Raw genomic sequence first — 19,160 nt, forward strand, 5'->3', positions numbered from 1 at the left:
CACCCGGTCCGCCCCTGCGATAAACAGGATTCGTCCTGCGATGCCTTCGCAACACCCTTTTTGTGCCAGAAAACCGTTAATACAGCAATACAGGCACAACTGTAGGTTAACGAATGATTAACCCTGTTTCAGCACCGATGCCGGCATGCCCTGAGATGGCGCGGGGGGCGGCGCTGGCGCCGGCCGGGGCGTCGGTGCGGCGGTTGGCATCGACGGGGCCGGAGTCGGCGTGGCTGGAGCGGACTGAGGCTGAGGCGCGCTCATGGCAGCCGGCGGCATGACAGGCGCGGTGGCCGTTTCCGGCGCGGGCAGGTCATGCGGCGCGCAATAGGCGCCGGCACTGCGCAGGCCGCGGCAATAGGCCATTGTGGCAGCACGGTCCGGGAAGGCTCCGAGCAGCAGGCGCACCACCTTGCCGCGGTCCCCGCCTAAATCAACCTCGACGTAACGTTTCGGCGCGTCCCGCATCACCGGAAACCGTTCGGACAGCCTGGGCCAGGCCGCCTCGGCCTCCACCAGAGTCTTGTAGCTGGCGACATGGCCGGCAAGGACATTCGGTGGCGGGGGTGGAGGCGGCGGAGGGGGTGGCGGAGGAGCGACCGCAACAACCGGCGGCGGCACCACGACCGGGGGCGCTGGCGGCGGTTCATCGGCGGCACAGGCAGCCAGGGCAAACAGGCCACAAACAGCCGCCAGGCGGCGCGCGAGGATAGCGGGCGCCGCCGGCTGCATCATTTTTCCACCAGCTTGAACAGGTTCCGATCCAGCAGGGCGCTGACCGACACCGTCTTGGTGCTACTGGCATCGCGCTCGTTGATCAACTGCACATGCTTGGCATCTTCGCCAGGAAACTGGATCAGGCGCGTGACGCGCCAGATGAAGCCATGCCGCTGCTCGAAACGCTGGCCCGGAACAATGTCGTCGGCCGTGAACTTTGCCATCGTAAACACCTTGAATCGCGAGGCTTGCAGGCTAGCGCATTCACAATGCAGCGCCAACACCTGCCGCGAGGATCAAAGTGACTTCAAGCCGCCTGCTGGATGCGGAACACGAAGACCCCACTCTGCTCTTCCGCCGACAGCAGGGTGAAACCAGCCGCCTCGCAAAGGGCCGCCATGTCCCGCATGGTATTGGGATCGGTTGCCTCCACCGTCAGCACCTCGCCCTTGGCCACAGTCTTCATGGCCTTCTTGGCGCGCAGGACCGGCAGCGGGCAGTTCAGGCCTTTGACATCGAGCATCTGACTCATGACGTGGTCCCGTGGAGGCTTGATTGCATATTTAACAACTATGTTTGTTTATTAATATAATACTTCACTTCTGCAATGTAAATACTATAATCCTCGGCCATCCCGTCATAATTGCTGCCCTGGCAGCCTGCAACCGTATCCCCGAGCCCATCATGAGTGCCCTTCCCCTGCCCTATCTCGTCAACCTTGCCGGCCTGGTGCTGGGTCTGGCCTTCGGCGCCGCCGTGCAGCGGAGCAACTTCTGCACCATGGGCGCGATCAGCGACATGGTGCTGATGGGCGACGGCAACCGGGCACGTGCCTGGGCATTGGCGATTGCCACCGCCATGCTGGGCAGCCAGTTGCTGCACCTGACGGGGTTGATCGATCTGAACACCTCGATCTATGCCACGACCAACCTCGGCTGGCTGGGCGCCGCCATTGGCGGCCTGCTGTTCGGTTTCGGCATGGTGCTGGCGGGCGGCTGCGGCAGTCGCACGCTGGTGCGGCTGGGTGCCGGCAACCTGAAATCCCTGCTCGTGGTGCTGATGATCGGCATCGCCGGCTACGCCACCCTGCGCGGCCTGTTCGGTCCGGCACGGCTGTGGCTGGAAGGCTGGTCAGTGATCGACCTGAAGAGCCGCGGCTTCGCCAGCCAGACCCTGCCCGATCTGCTTGCCGCCTTCGGCGCCGATGCCGGGCTGCTGCGCTGGATCCTGGCGCTGGCCATCCCCGCCGCGCTGCTGCTGTGGGTCTTCAAGGATGCGCGCTTCCGCCGCCAGCCTGCGCTGATCGTCGCCGCCATCGTCATCGGCCTGACCGTTACGGGCGGCTGGGCCGCTACCGGCATCCTTGGTGCAGATGAATTCGAGCCCGCGCCGCTGGTCTCCATGACCTTCGTGGCGCCCATCGGCAATGCCCTGCAATATCTGATGACCTTCACCGGCGCGACGCTGGATTTCGGCATCAGCACCGTAGGCGGCGTGATCCTCGGCGCTTTCCTGATGGCCAAGGCGGATCGCAGCTTCCGCGTCGAGAGCTTCGCCAACGCGCAGGACGTTGTTGCGCATCTGGTGGGTGGCACGCTGATGGGCATTGGCGGCGTCACGGCCCTGGGCTGCACCGTCGGTCAGGGCCTGACCGGCATCGGCACCCTGGCCCTGGGCAGCTTTGTCGCACTTGGCGGCATCGTGATTGGCGGCGTTCTGGGCGTCCGCTATCTTGAGGAAGGCAGCCTGCCGGGGGCGGTCCGCGCGTTGTTCGCGCGCGATTGATCCCCGCCGGCGGCAGTGATCCGCCGGGAGTGAATGCCGTTATGGGTGGTCTTGATGTTTCCTATGCCGCCGCCGCCGGCGCCGGCCTGCTGAGTTTCCTCAGCCCCTGCGTGCTACCGCTGGTGCCGGCCTATCTGTGTTTCGTCGCCGGCACCACGCTGGACCGGCTGGTGAATGAAAACGGCGTCGATCCGGCCCTCACCCGCCGCGTCTTTGTTTCGGCGCTGGCCTTCGTGATCGGTTTTTCCACCGTTTTCATCATCATGGGCGCCACGGCCTCGGCGCTGAACCGCCTGATCGTCGAGAATATCGACATCATCGGCAAGGTCGCCGGCGCGGTGATCGTGATCTTCGGCCTGCATTACATGGGCCTGCTGAAGATTCCGCTGCTCTACCGCGAGGCCCGCATCAACACCACCGAACGGCCGACCAACATCGTCGGCGCCTATCTGATCGGCCTGGCCTTCGCCTTCGGCTGGACGCCGTGCGTCGGCCCGATCCTCGCCACCATCCTGACCGTGGCCGCCAGCCGCGACCAGTTGGGTTATGGCGTATCCCTGCTGGCCACCTACGCGCTGGGCCTGGGTATTCCTTTCCTGCTTGCCGCCCTGGCCGTGAAGCCCTTCATGCGCTTCATGCAGAAATTCCGCCGCCATCTGCATAAGGTCGAGATCGTGGCCGGCGCCCTGCTGGTGATCACCGGCATCCTGATCTTCACCAACAGCCTCGGCCAGCTCAGCTACTACATGCTGGAAGTCTTCCCCTGGCTGGCCAAGTTCGGCTGAGTTTTGGCGACAAGATTTTTTGTTGCCAAAACTGCCTGTGGAAATAAGCGCTTAGCGCTTTGCCGCCATGAAATCCTGCGCTAAGTCGGTGGCGTGAACACGATCAGCGATGCCTTCCATCTCGCCCTCAGCCTGATCTGGCAGTTCGACGCCGAACTGATGCGCATCATCGGCCTGTCGCTGCGCGTCAGCCTCTCGGCCGTGGTGATCGGCAGCATCATCGGCCTGCCGCTCGGCGCCTTCCTGGCGCTGGCCCGTTTTCCCGGCCGCAATGCCTGCATCGTGGTGCTGAATGCGAGCATGGGCCTGCCGCCGGTCGTGGTCGGCCTGGTCGTTTATCTCATCCTTTCGCGCTCCGGCCCTCTGGGCACCTTCGGTTGGCTGTTCACCGCCGCCGGCATGGTGATGGCCCAGGTGGTATTGATCACCCCCATTGTCGCAGCGCTGTCGCGCCAGGTGGTGGCTGACCTGTGGAGCGAATACGAGGAACAACTCCGTTCGCTGGGCCTCACCCGGCTCGGCGCCATCGCCACGCTGCTCTGGGATGGGCGTTTCAGCCTGAGCACCGCCGTGCTGGCCGGTTTCGGCCGCGCCATCGCCGAGGTCGGCGCGATCATCATCGTTGGCGGCAACATCGCCGGCGTGACGCGCACCATGACGACGGCGATCTCGCTGGAAACCAGCCGCGGTGACCTCGCGCTGGCCATGGCGCTGGGTATCGTTCTGCTGGCGATTGCGGTCAGCATCAATGCCGCCGCCACCACGCTGGGCAACGCCGCGCGGCGTGCCCAGGGTGCCTGAGGTGCAGGCCATGCATGCGCCCGCCATGCTTCTGCCGCTGGTACTTCAAAACGTGCAGTATGCCATCAATGGCCAGCCGTTGATCCATGGCATCGACCTGGATTTCCATCCCGGCGCACCGACATTGGTGCTGGGACCGAATGGCGCCGGTAAAAGCCTGCTGCTGCGGCTCTGCCACGGCCTGATCCGGCCCACCGCCGGCCGCGTGATCTGGCAGGGACTGGCGGCGCAGAATCCGGAAGCCCTGCGCTTCGGCCAGGCCATGGTGTTCCAGAAACCGGTGCTGCTGCGTCGTTCGGTGCTGGCCAATGTGCTGTTCCCGCTCAAGCTGCGCGGCCTCAATGGCGGCACGCGCTTCGCCCGCGCCATGGAAGCGCTGGAGCGCGTCGGCCTCACGGCTTTGGCCCAGCGCCCTGCCCGTGTGCTGTCCGGCGGCGAGCAGCAGCGTCTGGCACTGGCCCGCGCCTGGGCGTTGGGCCCGCAGATCCTCTTCCTGGATGAACCCGCCGCCGCGCTGGATCCCAATGCAACACGGCAGGTGGAAAGCATCATCACCGACATCGCTGCCACCGGCACCAAGATCGTGATGACCACCCATGACCTGGGTCAGGCGCGCAGGTTGGCCGGCGACGTGATCTTCCTGCATCGCGGCCGCGTCGCCGAACGCACGCCGGCCACGGAATTCTTCAATGCGCCACGCAGCGCGCCGGCGCAGGCTTTTCTCAACGGCGATCTCACCTGGTAACAACACAAAAACAACGGAGGCATCCATGAAGCGCAGACATCTCCTCGGCCTGGTGGCTGGCGTAGTCCTCGCCCTGACCAGCAGCCTTGCCTTTGCACAGGGTAATTTCATCGTGGTGGCCAGCACCACCTCAACCGAGCAGTCCGGCCTGTTCGGCCATATCCTACCGATCTTCACCAAGAAGACCGGCATCGAGGTGCGCGTGGTGGCGCAGGGCACCGGCCAGGCGCTGAAGACCGGCGAGAAGGGCGATGCCGACGTGGTCTTCGTGCACGACCCGGTGGCCGAGAAGAAGTTCGTCGATGCCGGCTTCGGCGTTGATCACCGCCTGGTGATGTATAACGACTTCGTCATCGTCGGCCCGAAAAGCGACCCGGCCAAGGTGAAAGGCACACGTAACGTGGTGGAGGCCTACAAGAAGATCGCCGCCGCCAAGGCGCCGTTCGCCTCGCGCGGCGACAGCTCGGGCACCCATGCCGCCGAACTGCGCATCTGGAAGGAAGCCGGCATCGACGTGAAGACGGCGGGCGAAGGCTGGTATCGCGAGACCGGTTCGGGCATGGGCCCGACGCTGAACACCGCCAGCGCCATGAACGCCTATGCCTTCACCGACCGCGGCACCTGGCTCAACTTCAAGAACCGTGGCGACCTGCTGATCGCCGTGGAGGGCGACGTGAAGCTGTTCAACCAGTATGGCGTGATGCTGGTGAACCCGGCCAAGCATGCCCATGTGAAAGTGACCGAAGGCAAGGCCTTCATCGACTGGCTCACCTCGAAGGAAGGCCAGGACGCCATCGCCGCCTACAAGATCGGCGGCGAACAGTTGTTCTTCCCGAACTACAAGCCGGGTCAGAGCAGCTGAGTTTACGGGCCCGTCGTTTCCTCCTACCATCCCGCAAAAGCAGGAGGAAACGATGGATACCGCAGCCCTGTTGCGCGCTTTCAGCGAGGCCGTGCAAAAACGCGACGGCGAGGCCTTTGCGCAACTGTTCACCGAGGATGCCGTCTATCACGACGTCTTCTACGGCGCCTTCCGCGGCCGTGCGAGGATCGCCGAACTGGTGAATGACTGGTTCTATCGCACGGCCGAGGATTTCTGCTGGCACCTGCATGATCCGGTCAGCGACGGCAAGACGCTCTATGCCCGTTATACTTTTTCCTACAAATCCCTGCTGCCCGAGGCACAGGGTAAACGCGTGATGTTCGAAGGCGTGGGCATCTACACCCTGCGCGACGGTTTGATCGCGGAATACCGCGAGGTGGCCAATACCGGCCCTGCCCTGCTCGACCTCGGCTTTCCGCCCGAACGCGTGGCGAAAATCCTCAGCCGCGAAGGTGCGGCTCTGAAGGCACGGCCGGAGGCAAAGCCGCATCTGGGCTGATACATAGACCATGAGCAATATTGAAGACCTGATGGCCAGGCATCATGTACCGGGCCTGTCGATGGCAATGGTTTCAGGTGATGCAGCACCGACCTGCTCGGTATATGGCCTGCGGGATTGCGTTTCGGAACAACCGGTCGACCGGTTCACTGTTTTCGAGGCGGCTTCGCTGAGCAAGCCGGTCTTTGCTTTCATCATCCTGCAACTGGCAGATAAAGGCATCCTGTCGCTGGATGCGCCTCTGGTAAATCTACTCCCCAACTATCTGACGGATGATCCGCGCGCGGCGACAATCACCCCCCGCCACATCCTGTCCCACACCGCTGGCCTGCCGAACTGGCGCAGCCACGACTATCCATTGAAAACCTATTTCACGCCCGGCGAACGTTTCAGCTACTCCGGCGAGGGTTATGTATATCTGCAGAGGGCAGTTGAGCATGTCTGCGGTGAACCACTGGAAGCATTCGCCCGCCGACTGGTATTCGAGCCACTGGGAATGACCCGCTCCAGTTTTGTCTGGCAGGACCGGTTCAGCCTGAATCATGCCGCACCGCATACGGCCACTGGCCGCCGTTTCGAGGATGGCTTTGCCGGAAAGCGTGTCACAAGCGCCAATGCCGCAGGATCCCTTTACACGACGGCGGATGATTATGCCCGCTTCCTGCAGGCCGTCTTGCGATACCCTCGACTTGAAGCATGGCTGGCGCCTCGCGCAAACGTACAACAGGATCAACTGACCAGCCTCGACAGCGTCGTACCTTCGCCAGACAACGATGTTGCCTGGACCCTTGGCTGGGGAGTGGAGACCGCCAGCCTGTTCTTTTTCCACTGGGGCGACCAGAAGGGTTACAAAACTTTCACGATGGCTTCTCGGAAAACAGCGAAAGCCATGGTCGTATTCACCAATGGCGATGGAGGCCTTTCCTTCATGTCCAGGCTGGTCGCGCCGATTTTCCCGGGCCGGCGGCCTTCCCTGTTCTGGCTGGGATATGAGGCAGCGACGGACTAGCCCGACTCGGGCCGGATCGGCTATGCAGGCTGCATGTGCGGCCGATACAGCCTGACCAAATCGCTCGACGACCTGGCCTCGTTTTTCGAGGCCTATGAACTGATGCAGCGTCCCAATCTGGCACCGCGCTGGAACATCGCGCCGACACAGAAAAGCTTTGTGCTGCGCAGCCCCACACCTGGCAAAGGCGAACTCGCGCCCCTGCGCTGGGGCTTCGCCGGACCCAACAATGCGCCGCTGATCAATGCCCGCAGCGAAACCGCCGCCAGCAAACCCAGCTTTGCGGAAGCTTTTGCCAAGCGCCGCTGCCTAGTGCCGGCCGACAGTTTCTACGAATGGCAGGCCATCGAAGGACAAAAGACGAAGCAGCCGTGGCGGATCGGCCTGAAGGGTGGCGGCCTGTTCGCCTTTGCCGGCCTGTGGCAGAGCGAGCCGGCCTATGGCGGCGAGGACTGCTTCACCATCCTCACCACTGCCGCCAACGACTATCTCAGCCCCCTGCATGAGCGCATGCCAGTGATCCTGCCGCCCGAAGGTTTTGCGCTCTGGCTCGATCCCGCCACGCCGCCCTCGATCCTGCAGCGTCTGATGCAGCCCTATCCGGCCGAGAGCATGGCGCGCTACCGCGTCACGCCAGTGGTCAACGGCGTGAAGGTAGACGGGCCAGAATGCTTCGCGCCGCTCAACCCGGCGCTGAAGGTGGCCTGAGACTTACAGGTTCTGCCCGCCATCCACGGCCACGGTCTGGCCGGTGATCCAGTTCGCCGCAGCCGAACACAGGAACAGCGCCAGATTGGCCACTTCCTCCGGCCTGCCCATGCGACCAAAGGGAATACCGCCAAGGATGGCATTATAGAGCTTCGGATTATTGGCCTTGGCCTGGTCCCAGACGCCGCCGGGGAACTCGATCGAGCCCGGCGCGATGCAGTTCACGCGGATATTCTGCTTCGCCAGCGCGGCGGCCTGGGTGAGCGTGTACTGGATCAGGGCGGCCTTCACCGCGCCATAGGGCGGCGTGCGCACATTGGCGCCCAGACCCGAGATCGACGAAATATGCAGGATGCAGCCGCCGCCGGCCTTTTCCAGATGCGGGATGGCGGTATGGCTGGCGCGCACGCTGCCCATCAGGTCGACATTGATCGAAGCGGCCCAGCCGGCCTCGTCATCGGTGCGGCCGAAGCCGGAAGCGTTGTTGACCAGGATATCGATGCCACCCAATGCAGCGGCAGCAGCCTCGACGTAACCGCGTACGGCCGCACCATCACCCAGGTCACAGGTGGCAGCATGTACTCGGCCGCCAGTCTTCTTGAGTTCCGCCTCGGTTTCGCGCAGTGCGCCTTCCGAACGGGCACAGATCGATACGTCGGCGCCTTCGCCGGCAAAGGCCAGTGCGATCGAGCGGCCGATGCCGCGACTGCCACCCGCCACCACAACGCGCTTGCCCTTCAATCCGAGTTCCATACCTGCCTCCTATTTGATGGCAACAGCTTCATGGAAACCATTCCGTCATGCAACTGCCTGCCAGGTCTGGTATGCTTCTTGCTGCCAATTCAGGATCGCCATGTCATCCTATGCTGCCAGCCTGAACGGAACCCGCCATGTCTTCGCCGACCTGAAGACGCTGCTGGCCTGCGCCTCGCCCCTGCGCTCGGGCGACCAGCTTGCGGGTATCGCGGCCGAGAACGACGAGCGCCGCGTCGCGGCGAAACTGGCCCTCGCCGACCTGCCATTGCGGCGCTTCCTCGATGAAGCCGTCTTGCCTTACGAAGAGGATGAGGTTACCCGCCTGATCATCGACAGCCATGACGCGACTGCCTTTGCGCCGGTCGCATCACTTACCGTGGGCGAATTCCGCGACTGGCTGCTCTCGTATCAGGCTGATACATCGACATTGGCGAACCTGGCGCCCGGCCTGACGCCAGAAATGGTTGCCGCCGTATCCAAGCTGATGCGCAACCAGGACCTGATCGCGGTGGCGGCGAAATGCCGCGTGATCACCGCCTTCCGCAACACGCTGGGCCAGCCGGGTCGTCTGGCCAGCCGGTTGCAGCCCAATCATCCCACCGACGATCCGGAAGGCATCGCCGCCGCCCTGCTGGATGGCCTGCTGTTCGGCATCGGCGATGCGGTGATCGGCATCAATCCGGCCAGCGACAGCGTACCCGACGGCATCCGCCTGCTGGAAATGCTGGAGGCGATCCGCCAGCGTTTCGATATCCCGACGCAAAGCTGCGTGCTGGCCCATGTGACGGCCACGCTGCAGATGATCGAGTGCGGCGCGCCGGTTGACTTGGTGTTCCAGTCGATTGCCGGCACAGAGGCAGCGAATAAAGGCTTCGGCGTCGATCTCGCCATCCTGCGCGAGGCGCGCGAGGCCGCACTGGCACTGAAGCGCGGCAGCGTGGGCGACAACGTGATGTATTTCGAGACCGGCCAGGGTAGCGCGCTTTCCGCCGATGCTCATCATGGCGTGGACCAGCAGACGCTGGAAGTGCGCGCCTATGCGGTGGCGCGGGCGTTCAAACCGCTGCTGGTCAACACCGTGGTCGGGTTCATCGGACCGGAATACCTGTTCGATGCCAAGCAGATCATCCGCGCCGGCCTGGAGGATCATTGCTGCGGCAAGCTGCTTGGCCTGCCGATGGGTGTTGATGTCTGCTACACCAACCATGCCGAAGCCGATCAGGACGACATGGATAGCCTGATGACCTTGCTGGGCACGGCGGGCGTGAATTTCCTGATCGCGGTGCCCGGCGCCGACGACGTGATGCTGAATTACCAGAGCCTGTCTTTTCATGACGTGCTCGGCCTGCGCCATCTGCTCAAGCTTCGTCCTGCTCCAGAGTTCGAAGCTTGGCTTGGCCGCATGGGAATGCTGGATTCCACGGGACGCCTGCCGCCGCCAGACCAAGCCGTGCAGCGTCGACTGGCCGACCTGACGTCATCATGAATGACGTGACGAAGGATATCTGGGTGCGCTGGCGCCAGACCACACGGGCCCGCATCGGCCTGGGTCGCAGCGGCGATGCATTGCCGACTTCCGCATTGCTGGAATTCCAGGCCGCCCATGGCCGCGCCCGCGATGCCGTGCATGGCGCTGCAGATTTCGCCGCGCTGGCCGAACACCTCACCCCCCTGCCCTGCCTTGCGGTGCACAGTCAGGCGCCGGATCGCGCCACCTATCTGCGCCGTCCCGATCTTGGCCGCCGGCTGGACGAGTCTTCGGTCGCAATGCTGAAGGATCATGCCGGCGACTGGGACATCGCTTTCGTGATCGCCGACGGCCTCTCGGCACGTGCCGTGATGACGCATGCGGTCCCGGTGTTGCAGCGTTGCATGGTGGGGCTGGCAGGCTGGCGCATCGCACCGATCATATTGGCCAGTCAGGCGCGGGTGGCGCTGGGCGATCACATCGCCACCTGCCTGAATGCAAAAGCGGCGGCCGTTCTGATCGGCGAGCGGCCCGGCCTGAGCGTGGCCGACAGCCTGGGCGTTTACCTCACCTGGGCGCCACAGGTCGGCAGGGCCGATTCTGAACGCAACTGCATCTCCAACATCCACGCCGATGGCATGAGTCACGACCAGGCAGCGGCCACTTTACTCTGGTTGCTGCACGAAGCGCGGCGGTTGCGCCTGAGCGGCATAGGCCTGAAGCTCGATCCGGCCGGCGTTGCCGCACTGCTGCCGACTTCTACATGATGATATCGCCACCATTGACGCGGACATGCTGGCCTTTCAGGTCGCGCACCGACTTGCAGCCGCAGGCATGGGCGATGGCCTCCACGTCATGCTGCACGGCTTTTGCGTAATTGGCCACGCGCACCGCCTTGCGGGTTGGATCCAGCCCGCGCATGAAACGCGGATCGTTCGACGTCACACCCGTCGGGCAATGGCCGGTATTGCATTTCATCGCCTGGATGCAGCCCAGCGCAAACATGAAGCCACGTGCCGAGACCACGTAATCGGCACCCATGCAGATCGCCCAGGCCACCTTGTCGGGCGTGAGCAGTTTGCCCGAGGCGATCAGGCGGATGCGGTTACGCAGGCCGTATTCGCGCAATCGCTGGGCCACGAGGGGCAGCGACTGCACGATGGATTGCCCGACATAATCGGCCAGCGGCGCTGGCGCCGCGCCGGTGCCGCCCTCGGCACCGTCGATCTGGATGAAATCCGGTGCTTCGTCGGGCCGGTCCTGGAGATAGGCAAAGAACTCGTCGAGGAAGTCGTAATTGCCGACAGCCATCTTGATGCCCACCGGTTTGTCGACCACACCGCGCACCCGGTTGATGAAGGCGACCAGAGAGGGAATGTCGGTGATGTCGTGATGCCGGCTGGGCGAGATCGAGGCCTTGCCCTCCTCGATGCCGCGGATGGCAGCGATTTCCGGCGTCACCTTCGAGCCCGGCAGTATGCCGCCGCGACCGGGCTTGGCGCCCTGACTAAGCTTGATGCAAAACATGCGCACCTGCTCGATTTCGGCGACCTTGCGCAGCTTGGCCTCGTCGAGATTTCCCTCGGCATCGCGCACGCCATATTTCGCCGTGCCGATCTGGAAGCAGATGTCGCAACCGCCCTTCAGGTGGTAGGGCGACAGGGCACCCTCGCCGGTATCGAGCCAGATACCGGCCATGGCGGCACCTTCGGACAGGGCGGTGATTGCGGCCGAGGACAGCGCGCCGTAACTCATCCCGGAGATGTTGAAGAAACTTTTCGGCTTGTAGGGTTTGCCGACGATGTCCTTGCCGATCCACTTGCCGGTATAGGCCTCGGTTTCCTCGTCATTCACCGGAAAGGCGGAATGCAGGAAATAGATGTGGCCGGGCTGCTGGGCATCGACTTCGGAGCCGAAAGCCACGTAGTTCGACACGCCCTTGGCCGAACGGTAGACCCAGGCACGGGTCAGGCGGTTGAACGGGCGTTCCTCCCAGTCGGCGGTGAACCAGTACTGGCGGAAATACTCGCCCAGATTCTCCATGATGTAACGAAAGCGGCCGTAGATCGGAAAATTGCGGCGGATCGCATGATCGCGCTGGATCCAGCGGTCGTAGATGTAATACCAGCCCACCGTACCCGCACCGAGCAGCACGATGGCGCCGAAGACATACAGCACCATACCCGTCTCTCCCACCCATTCACGCCGCCTCGACCGGGCGGCTTGGGCATCAATCTAGCACAATCAGGGCTGGTGCGGCGGGATTAACATTCGATAATCCAACCATTAAGGCCTTGGCCCCAGCATGCCGCGCGGATCGGCCAGGCGATCGTAATCCTCCGCCGTCAGGAAGCCCAGCTCGATGGCCGCCTGCTTGGGGCTGGTGCCGTCCCGGAAAGCCTTGTTGACGATCTGCGCCACGCGGTCGTAACCCAGATGCGGGTTCAGCGCGGTGGCCAGCATGATCGAATGTTCCACGTTGCGCTGCAGCGTGACGGTATTGGGTTCAATGCCGGCCACCATGTCGCTGCCGAACACCATCGCCGCATCCGCCAGCAGGGCAACCGACTGCAGGATGTTGTGCACGATCACCGGCTTGGCCACGTTCAACTCGAAATGGCCGGCGGTAGCGGCATGGGTGACGGCAACATGGTTGCCCATGACCTGGTAGCAGACCTGCAGCAAAGCCTCGGCCAGGGTGGGATTGCGCTTACCCGGCATGATCGACGAGGTCAGCCCGTCATGCGGCAGCACCAGTTCGGCCAGGCCGGCACGCGGGCCCGAGCCGAGGAAACGGATGTCGTTGGCGATCTTGGCGAGCGACACGGCAATGGTGTTGAGCATGCCACTGGCCTCCACCAACGCATCATGGCCGCCCATGCCCTCGAACTTGTTCGGATTGGCGGCGAATGGCAGGCCGGTGAGATCAGCCAGTTCGCGCGCAAAAGCAGAATCGAAACCGGCCTTCGCGTTGAGGCCGGTGCCGACCGCAGTGCCGCCCTGCGCCAGCATGTAAAGACGCGGCAGACTATCATGAATGCGCGCCACGCCAAGCTCGACCTGTCGCGCCATGGCGCCGAAGCCCTGGCCCAATGTCATGGGCGTGGCGTCCTGCAGATGCGTGCGCGCGATCTTCACAATATCGGCCCAGGCTTTCGCCTTGGCATCGAGTTGCGCATGCAAACCTTCGAGCGCCGGGATCAGGCGCTGCTTCAGTTCCAGCACGGTGACGATATGCATCACCGTCGGGAAGGTGTCGTTCGACGACTGCCCGCGATTGACGTGATCGTTGGGATGCACCGGCGACTTGGTGCCGAGCGGCTGGCCCAGCAATTCATTGGCGCGGTTGGCGATCACCTCGTTGGCGTTCATGTTGGTGGCGGTGCCGGAGCCGATCTGCCACACCGGCAGCGGGAAATGATCGTCGAACTGGCCGGCCCATACCTCGCGCGCGGCCTTTTCGATGGCGGTGGCAAGATCGGTCGGCACTTCGCCCAATCTGGCATTGGCGCGGATGGCGGCGAGTTTCTGCAGGCCGATGGCGCGCACCAGTGCCGGCGGCAGCTTTTCGCCGCCGATGCGGAACAGGCTAAGCGCCCTTTGCGTCTGCGCGCCCCAGTATTTGTCGGCGGGTACGTCCACTGTGCCGAAAGCGTCCCGTTCCTGGCGTATCTGCATGGCAATCAAACCTTCCAGCCTGTTTTTTCATCAATTGACCTGAATGCATGCCGAAATTACGGCCAATACCATCGGACACCTTCGATCATATACGGAAGATAATGTGATTATGTGTCCGTTTTCTGCTTACAATTCGCATGTAGCACCCACGAAAATTGCGCACGCATCCAGACCTTCGCGTAAAACTCGTCGGCATACATCCTGCATTTATGACCGCGTCTCGCCATAAGCAAGAGTGCAAAAACAATGACCACACAGACGCATCACCTGCAGGTGCATCAGCTCATCGATGGCATCGAACAGGATGTACAGCAATTCGGTGCCAATAACGAAGAGATCGCCTTCCAGACCACCCTGCTGTCGCTGAACGCCTCGATCGAGGCGGCGCGCGCGGGCGAAGTCGGACGCAGCTTTGCCGTGGTGGCACAGGAAGTGAAGTCGCTGGCCAACCAGGCCTCGCAAAATTCCAAGCGCTTCCGCGAAGTGGTGATGAAACGCATCACGGAATCCAAACGCGCGGCGGAAGAGATCGTCGACCAGATCGTGAAGGATCTGGAAGGTCCGCGCCTGACCGACATGGCGCAGACCATGGTGCAGCTGATCGTGCGCAACCTGTATGAACGCACTTGCGACTGCCGCTGGTGGGCCACCGACGATGCCATGTGGCAGGCCCTGGCCGAACCATCGGACGAGCTGTTTGCCCGCGCCGGCGAACGGCTGGTGATGATCAACCGCTTCTACACCGTCTATCTCAACCTCGTGCTGGCGGATGCGCGCGGCCGTGTCGTGGCGACCTCGAACCCCAAGCTGTTCCCGCGCGTAGCCAGGGCCTCGGTGGCGCAAACGCGCTGGTTCCAGGGCGCCATGCAGTCGGCCAGCGGCGACGATTATATCGTCGACGACATCAGCCAGAGCCCCAGCCACGACAACAAGGCCGTGGCGATCTATGCCGCCGCCGTGCGCAGTGGCGGCCAGATCCATGGCGAGCCGCTGGGCGTGCTGGGCGTGGTGTTCGACTGGGACAAGCAGGGCATGAGCATCGTGAAGGACGAGCCGAGCTTGAGCCCGGAAGAATGGCAGCGTTCGCGCGTGCTGCTGCTGGATGCCAAACGCCGCATCATCGCTTCGTCCGACAATCAGGGCTTGTACCAGACCTTTCCGCTGAACACCGGCGACAAGGACCGCGGCTATTACTACAGCGACGACGGATCGCTGATCGCCTTCGCCCATACCATCGGCTACGAAACCTACGATGGCCTGGGCTGGTACGGTGTGATCACCCAGAAGCCACGCGCCTGACCATTCATCCTGCCGGCCGGCGCCACAGCCAGGTCAGTTCATGCTTGTTGTGGTGCAGATGCAGAAGCCGGCTGCCGGGAATGGCGGCGAAGGCGCGCGCCGTTTCGAAATCCGTTTCGCCCTGGAATTTCAGAGTGCAGACCGCGTTCATCACGCCGCCTGACTCCAGCCATCGCCGCACCAGTTTCAGCAGCCGCGCCGGATAGCAGATCACATCGGAACACAGCCAGTCGACGCGCGGGAATTCCTTCGGCTCCAGCGCAAAGGCGCTGCCCTGCTGCCAGCGCACATTGGGCATCGCCGCCACATTAGGCGCCAGCGGCGCCTTGTCGATGGCCGTGACATCGGCACCAAGCGACCCCAGCACCCAGGTCCAGCCGCCGGGCGACGCGCCGAGATCGAGGCAGATATCGCCTGCCTTCGGCAACTGGGAGCCGAATTCCAGACGATGCCGCGTCAGGCCTTCCCAGAGTTTCAGATAGGCGCGGCTGGGCGGCCCCTCGCGATCCTCAATGAAAACGAACTCGCCATTCGGCAACGGCGAAGAACAGCGCGCGGCATAAAGCAGGCGATCCGGTGCCAGCAGCGTGAAACTGCCCAGCGGCGCGGTCGGGAGCGGCGCGCCGAAACTGAGCGGTTTGGCCGAGACATGCGGCAGCTTTTCGACAATCAGCTTGGCGCGGCGGTGATGCAGCGGCGCATATGGCGTCCAGTTGCGCTGGATGCTTTTGAGTTTCGCCGCCGCGTCACCAATGGACTCGATGGCAACCTCCTGCACGTCGAACCAGGTGTTCGCCGCCCATGCAGATGCCCCCTCGCCTTCCGCCAGGAATAGCCGCTCATGCTCGGCCGTGACGCGCGCACCGAGTTCCTCGCGCAACTGCGCCTCGAAACCCTCGGCGGCCAGATAGGCGGTTCGAGTCACAGCTCCCACGGATTCACCACGCCGATCCCACAATCCTCGAAATCCTTCACGTTACGCGTTGCCACAATGGCCTTCTGCCGGCGCGCGATGGCGGCGATCTGCGCATCCAGCAACGCCATCGGCCGGCCGATCCGTCGCCGCTCGGCCATCAGCGCGGCATAGTCCGGCGCGGCATTCTCGTCAAAGGACAGGATGCGGCCCTGGAACTGTTCGGCGAAAATCCTGCCAACGGCAACCAGCAGGCCCTGCCGGCGCCGGCTTTCGGGCAGCAGGGTCAGGCCATACAGGATTTCGGCGAACGTGATGCTGGTGGTGTGCAGCGACGCCGGCGCCTGACGCGACATCCAGACCCAGACAGCCATATCGGGTTCGGGCCGCATCAGTTCCGACACCACGTTGGTATCAAGGATCAGCATGACAGTCCCCCATCCATCGATCGCGCATCAATCGAAGGATGGCGGTTCGCGGCCCATGTCAGTACGGGGCGGCAGGTCGAGTTCGACATAGCCGAAGGGTTCCAGCCGCTCCCGGATCGCATTGACGAATTCCCGCCCGCCCAGGCTTTCGCTGGCCAGGGCGCTGCGCAGGATCTCGCGCAGTTCCTCCTCCATCGAACGGCCATGCCGGCCGGCCCGCCGGCGCAGGCGGGCCTTGAGGTCGTCGTCGATATTGCGGATCACGATACTGGCCACGGCCGCCTCCCTATTCGTTAATAAATGATATCATTGATATCAATGATATCAAATCGAGTGTTTTGCGTCATTTTGAGTCAGGTTTTGCCATTTCCTCCGCTTTCCAGTCATTTCCGCGCGTTTTCCGTCAAAATCCGAGATTTCCAGGCGAAATCAGAGTGTTTTGAGAAATTTTGCCGGATTGTGCCCTCCTGCCCCTTGCCGCCGGGCACTAAGAACATATATGGAACGATGGCGCGGCTTCAAGGTAATGGCGCCGCCCCACTGGCCCATATTGCCAATGGGGGGAAAATCGCTATAGTCCGCGCCCTCACATAGCTCCTTGCTGGACTCATACCGGGTCCGGCCAGGTCCGATCCGTCGTCGCATGGTGCGCCGCCGCCGGGCCGCTAAAGCCAGAAGGAGAGCTGCCGATGGCGTTCTACGAGAACGTATTCATCGCGCGCCAGGACATCTCGACCGCTCAGGTCGAGGCGCTGGTCGCGCAATTCAGCGAAATCATCAAGGGCCAGGGCGGCGAGGTCACCAAGACCGAGCAGTGGGGCCTGCGCAACCTCGCCTACCGCATCAAGAAGAACAAGAAGGGGCACTATGTGCTCATGAACATCCAGGCCTCGGGCAACGCCGTTGCCGAGCTGGAGCGCAACATGCGCATTCATGAAGACATCCTGCGCTACCTGACCATCCGCGTCGAGAAGCTGGAAGAAGGCCAGTCGGCCATGCTGCTCAACAAGGATCGCGGCGAGCGCGGCGACCGTCCGGAGCGTGGCTTCGGCGATCGCGGCTTCGGCGGCGGCCGTGGCGGCTTCGGCGGTGACCGCGGTGATCGTGGTGATCGCGGCGAACGTCGTCCGCGTTTCGAACGTGAAGAATCCTCTGCTGCCCCGGAGAGCGCATAATGTCGAGCACTGGTACCAAGCCCGCCGCTGGCGGCCGTGGCGGCGCCGGCGGCGCCCGTCGTCCCTTCTTCCGCCGTCGCAAGACCTGTCCGTTCTCGGGCGCGAATGCGCCGAAGATCGACTACAAGGACGTGAAGCTGCTGTCGCGCTTCATTTCCGAGCGCGGCAAGATCGTGCCGTCGCGCATCACCGCAGTGTCTGCCAAGAAGCAGCGCGAACTGGCCCAGGCCATCAAGCGCGCCCGCAACCTGGCCCTGCTGCCGTTCGTCATCAAGTGAGCCACCTCCGGTTCCTGCAAGGGAGCCGGTAACGGACCCGCGACCATGATGCGCAGCCTGATACTCGGTAGCCTCGCCGGTGGAGCGAGCGCGGTGCTGGTGCTGACCGCCGCAAGCGGTCCGCTCGGCATCATGCTCGGCTATCTGGCGCCGCTGCCGCTGTTTCTGGCCGGCCTGACCCACGGCTTTCCCGCCGTGGTGATCGCCGGTGCCGTCGGCACGCTGATCAGCGCGCTGAACGGCCTGCTGTCGGGCGGCATCTACCTCGTCACCTTCGCGGCCCCGGCCGTGCTGGTGGTGCGGCAGGCGCTGCTGGCGCGTCCGGCCACGGAAGCCTCGGCCAATGCCGAAGTGCATGGCGAGCTGGAATGGTATCCGGCGGGCCAGCTTGTGGTCTGGCTGGTCGGCTGGGCGCTGGGGCTGTTTGCCCTTGCGCTGCTGCTGACGGCGGATCGCGAGGGCGGCATGCCCGCCATGCTGCAGCCGGTGCTAGAACAGTTCCTGGCTGCGATGCCGCATAATGAAACTGCCCAGCAGGGCAGCGACATGGCGGCGGTGGCGAAGAACCTGGCCACGATGATGCCGGCGGTGTTCGGCTTCAGCTGGCTGGTGATGATGACGATCAACGGCACCCTGGCGCAGGGCCTGGCACGGATGCTCAAGCAGAACCGTCGCCCGACCCCGCGTTACCGGTTGCTGGTGCTGCCGCGCCTGCTGGCCTTCGGGCTGGCGGCGGCGATCGTCGCCGGCCTCGTCCTGCCGGGCGATGCCGGTTTCATCGGCGCCACGGTGGCGGCGATCCTGGCCTTCCCCTTCTTTCTGCAGGGGTTGGCGGTGGTGCATGGCCTGGCGGCGAAAGCTGCCGTGCCGGGTCTGATTTTGGCCGCCTTTTATGCGGCTTTGGTGGTGGCTGGCGCACTGGTCGGTGTACTGGTGGTCATCCTGGGTTTCATCGAAGAATGGGCGGGTTTCCGCCGGCGTTTCGCCGGGGCCGGAGCCAGCCGGGAGAACGACTAATGGAAGTGATTCTGCTCGAACGCGTCGAGAAGCTCGGCCAGATGGGCGAAGTGGTGAAGGTGAAGGACGGGTACGCCCGTAATTTCCTGCTGCCGCGCAAGAAGGCGCTGCGGGCCACCGAGGCCAACAAGAAGGTCTTCGAGACGCAACGCGCCCAGCTTGAGGCGCAGAACCTGGCCAAGAAGGGCGAGGCCGAAAAGGTCGCCGCCAAGATGG

General features: G+C 63.5%; 24 protein-coding genes. 15 read left to right on the forward strand and 9 right to left on the reverse strand.

Annotated elements, in window-relative coordinates:
* Positions 1 to 117: 117 nt before the first annotated feature.
* The 3 genes from ACK4FJ_RS19710 to ACK4FJ_RS19720 all read right to left on the reverse strand — a co-directional run bounded on the left by ACK4FJ_RS19710 (position 118) and on the right by ACK4FJ_RS19720 (position 1,249).
* A complete protein-coding gene (locus ACK4FJ_RS19710) occupies positions 118 to 735 on the reverse strand; it encodes a hypothetical protein (protein WP_409768528.1) in 618 nt (205 codons plus the stop codon).
* The gene (locus ACK4FJ_RS19715) at positions 732 to 941 is read right to left on the reverse strand and encodes a hypothetical protein (RefSeq protein ID WP_409768530.1); all 210 of its coding nucleotides are present in this window, start codon (positions 939 to 941) and stop codon (positions 732 to 734) included. The genes ACK4FJ_RS19710 and ACK4FJ_RS19715 overlap by 4 nt, the downstream gene beginning before the upstream one ends.
* An 83-nt stretch (positions 942 to 1,024) precedes the next feature.
* The gene (locus tag ACK4FJ_RS19720) at positions 1,025 to 1,249 is read right to left on the reverse strand and encodes a sulfurtransferase TusA family protein (RefSeq protein WP_409768533.1); all 225 of its coding nucleotides are present in this window, start codon (positions 1,247 to 1,249) and stop codon (positions 1,025 to 1,027) included.
* Between the two features lie 152 nt (positions 1,250 to 1,401).
* On the opposite strand from ACK4FJ_RS19720, the gene ACK4FJ_RS19725 reads away from it, so the two are divergent.
* From ACK4FJ_RS19725 to ACK4FJ_RS19760, 8 genes are all read left to right on the forward strand, one after another.
* Positions 1,402 to 2,502, forward strand: coding sequence for a YeeE/YedE family protein (locus ACK4FJ_RS19725; RefSeq protein ID WP_409768536.1), 1,101 nt, complete (start codon positions 1,402 to 1,404; stop codon positions 2,500 to 2,502).
* Between the two features lie 41 nt (positions 2,503 to 2,543).
* Positions 2,544 to 3,287, forward strand: a complete 744-nt coding sequence (locus ACK4FJ_RS19730) for a cytochrome c biogenesis CcdA family protein (RefSeq protein ID WP_409768539.1) — start codon at positions 2,544 to 2,546, stop codon at positions 3,285 to 3,287.
* 93 nt (positions 3,288 to 3,380) lie between these two features.
* Entirely contained in the window at positions 3,381 to 4,088 is a 708-nt protein-coding gene (locus ACK4FJ_RS19735) for an ABC transporter permease (RefSeq protein WP_409768542.1), read from the forward strand.
* Positions 4,036 to 4,833 (forward strand): ATP-binding cassette domain-containing protein, encoded by a 798-nt coding sequence (locus ACK4FJ_RS19740; RefSeq protein WP_409768545.1) that lies wholly within the window; start codon positions 4,036 to 4,038, stop codon positions 4,831 to 4,833. The genes ACK4FJ_RS19735 and ACK4FJ_RS19740 overlap by 53 nt, the downstream gene beginning before the upstream one ends.
* A gap of 25 nt (positions 4,834 to 4,858) precedes the next feature.
* On the forward strand, positions 4,859 to 5,695 hold the full coding sequence (locus tag ACK4FJ_RS19745) for an extracellular solute-binding protein (protein ID WP_409768548.1): 837 nt from the start codon (positions 4,859 to 4,861) through the stop codon (positions 5,693 to 5,695).
* Positions 5,696 to 5,747: 52 nt separating this feature from the next.
* A complete protein-coding gene (locus ACK4FJ_RS19750) occupies positions 5,748 to 6,215 on the forward strand; it encodes a nuclear transport factor 2 family protein (protein ID WP_409768551.1) in 468 nt (155 codons plus the stop codon).
* Positions 6,216 to 6,225: 10 nt separating this feature from the next.
* The gene (locus ACK4FJ_RS19755) at positions 6,226 to 7,224 is read left to right on the forward strand and encodes a serine hydrolase domain-containing protein (protein WP_409768554.1); all 999 of its coding nucleotides are present in this window, start codon (positions 6,226 to 6,228) and stop codon (positions 7,222 to 7,224) included.
* A 33-nt stretch (positions 7,225 to 7,257) separates the two neighbouring features.
* On the forward strand, positions 7,258 to 7,932 hold the full coding sequence (locus tag ACK4FJ_RS19760; protein ID WP_409768557.1) for an SOS response-associated peptidase: 675 nt from the start codon (positions 7,258 to 7,260) through the stop codon (positions 7,930 to 7,932).
* 3 nt (positions 7,933 to 7,935) lie between these two features.
* Here ACK4FJ_RS19760 and ACK4FJ_RS19765 read toward each other — a convergent pair whose 3' ends face one another.
* Positions 7,936 to 8,685: an SDR family NAD(P)-dependent oxidoreductase gene (locus ACK4FJ_RS19765; protein WP_409768560.1), complete on the reverse strand. Its 750-nt coding sequence runs from the start codon at positions 8,683 to 8,685 to the stop codon at positions 7,936 to 7,938.
* 100 nt (positions 8,686 to 8,785) lie between these two features.
* On the opposite strand from ACK4FJ_RS19765, the gene ACK4FJ_RS19770 reads away from it, so the two are divergent.
* Positions 8,786 to 10,174 carry an ethanolamine ammonia-lyase subunit EutB gene (locus tag ACK4FJ_RS19770; protein ID WP_409768562.1) on the forward strand — a complete coding sequence of 463 codons (1,389 nt, stop codon included), beginning with the start codon at positions 8,786 to 8,788 and terminating at the stop codon, positions 10,172 to 10,174.
* A complete protein-coding gene (gene eutC, locus ACK4FJ_RS19775; RefSeq protein WP_409768565.1) occupies positions 10,171 to 10,923 on the forward strand; it encodes an ethanolamine ammonia-lyase subunit EutC in 753 nt (250 codons plus the stop codon). The genes ACK4FJ_RS19770 and eutC overlap by 4 nt, the downstream gene beginning before the upstream one ends.
* On the opposite strand, the gene ACK4FJ_RS19780 is transcribed toward eutC, so the two are convergent.
* Both ACK4FJ_RS19780 and ACK4FJ_RS19785 read right to left on the reverse strand, forming a co-directional pair.
* Positions 10,916 to 12,337 carry an FMN-binding glutamate synthase family protein gene (locus ACK4FJ_RS19780; RefSeq protein WP_409768567.1) on the reverse strand — a complete coding sequence of 474 codons (1,422 nt, stop codon included), beginning with the start codon at positions 12,335 to 12,337 and terminating at the stop codon, positions 10,916 to 10,918. The two genes, eutC and ACK4FJ_RS19780, sit on opposite strands and share 8 nt — an antisense overlap.
* Positions 12,338 to 12,442: 105 nt before the next feature.
* Complete coding sequence (locus ACK4FJ_RS19785) at positions 12,443 to 13,834, reverse strand: class II fumarate hydratase (RefSeq protein WP_409768570.1); 1,392 nt, start codon at positions 13,832 to 13,834, stop codon at positions 12,443 to 12,445.
* A 246-nt stretch (positions 13,835 to 14,080) separates the two neighbouring features.
* Here ACK4FJ_RS19785 and ACK4FJ_RS19790 point away from each other — a divergent pair, with 246 nt between their 5' ends.
* Entirely contained in the window at positions 14,081 to 15,133 is a 1,053-nt protein-coding gene (locus ACK4FJ_RS19790) for a methyl-accepting chemotaxis protein (protein WP_409768573.1), read from the forward strand.
* Between the two features lie 4 nt (positions 15,134 to 15,137).
* Here ACK4FJ_RS19790 and ACK4FJ_RS19795 read toward each other — a convergent pair whose 3' ends face one another.
* From ACK4FJ_RS19795 to ACK4FJ_RS19805, 3 genes are read right to left on the reverse strand one after another with little or no spacing between them, the layout of a single operon-like run.
* Positions 15,138 to 16,058 (reverse strand): SAM-dependent methyltransferase, encoded by a 921-nt coding sequence (locus ACK4FJ_RS19795; protein ID WP_409768576.1) that lies wholly within the window; start codon positions 16,056 to 16,058, stop codon positions 15,138 to 15,140.
* Positions 16,055 to 16,474 carry a type II toxin-antitoxin system VapC family toxin gene (locus ACK4FJ_RS19800; RefSeq protein ID WP_409768579.1) on the reverse strand — a complete coding sequence of 140 codons (420 nt, stop codon included), beginning with the start codon at positions 16,472 to 16,474 and terminating at the stop codon, positions 16,055 to 16,057. Before ACK4FJ_RS19800 ends, ACK4FJ_RS19795 begins: the two co-directional genes overlap by 4 nt.
* Before the next feature lie 27 nt (positions 16,475 to 16,501).
* Positions 16,502 to 16,750, reverse strand: coding sequence for a FitA-like ribbon-helix-helix domain-containing protein (locus ACK4FJ_RS19805; RefSeq protein WP_409768582.1), 249 nt, complete (start codon positions 16,748 to 16,750; stop codon positions 16,502 to 16,504).
* 413 nt (positions 16,751 to 17,163) lie between these two features.
* Between ACK4FJ_RS19805 and rpsF the strand changes: the two genes are divergently transcribed.
* The 4 genes from rpsF to rplI form a co-directional block, all read left to right on the forward strand.
* Positions 17,164 to 17,649, forward strand: a complete 486-nt coding sequence (gene rpsF / locus ACK4FJ_RS19810; protein ID WP_409768585.1) for a 30S ribosomal protein S6 — start codon at positions 17,164 to 17,166, stop codon at positions 17,647 to 17,649.
* Positions 17,649 to 17,927, forward strand: a complete 279-nt coding sequence (gene rpsR / locus ACK4FJ_RS19815) for a 30S ribosomal protein S18 (RefSeq protein ID WP_300302323.1) — start codon at positions 17,649 to 17,651, stop codon at positions 17,925 to 17,927. Before rpsF ends, rpsR begins: the two co-directional genes overlap by 1 nt.
* Before the next feature lie 45 nt (positions 17,928 to 17,972).
* Positions 17,973 to 18,944 (forward strand): DUF2232 domain-containing protein, encoded by a 972-nt coding sequence (locus ACK4FJ_RS19820; protein WP_409768588.1) that lies wholly within the window; start codon positions 17,973 to 17,975, stop codon positions 18,942 to 18,944.
* On the forward strand, positions 18,944 to 19,160 hold a 217-nt coding region (rplI, locus tag ACK4FJ_RS19825), incomplete at its 3' end, for a 50S ribosomal protein L9 (RefSeq protein WP_409768591.1). The genes ACK4FJ_RS19820 and rplI, both read left to right, overlap by 1 nt.

Origin of the sequence: Ferrovibrio sp. (genome assembly GCF_046297595.1) — a bacterium.
In the GTDB taxonomy this organism is placed as follows: domain Bacteria; phylum Pseudomonadota; class Alphaproteobacteria; order Ferrovibrionales; family Ferrovibrionaceae; genus Ferrovibrio.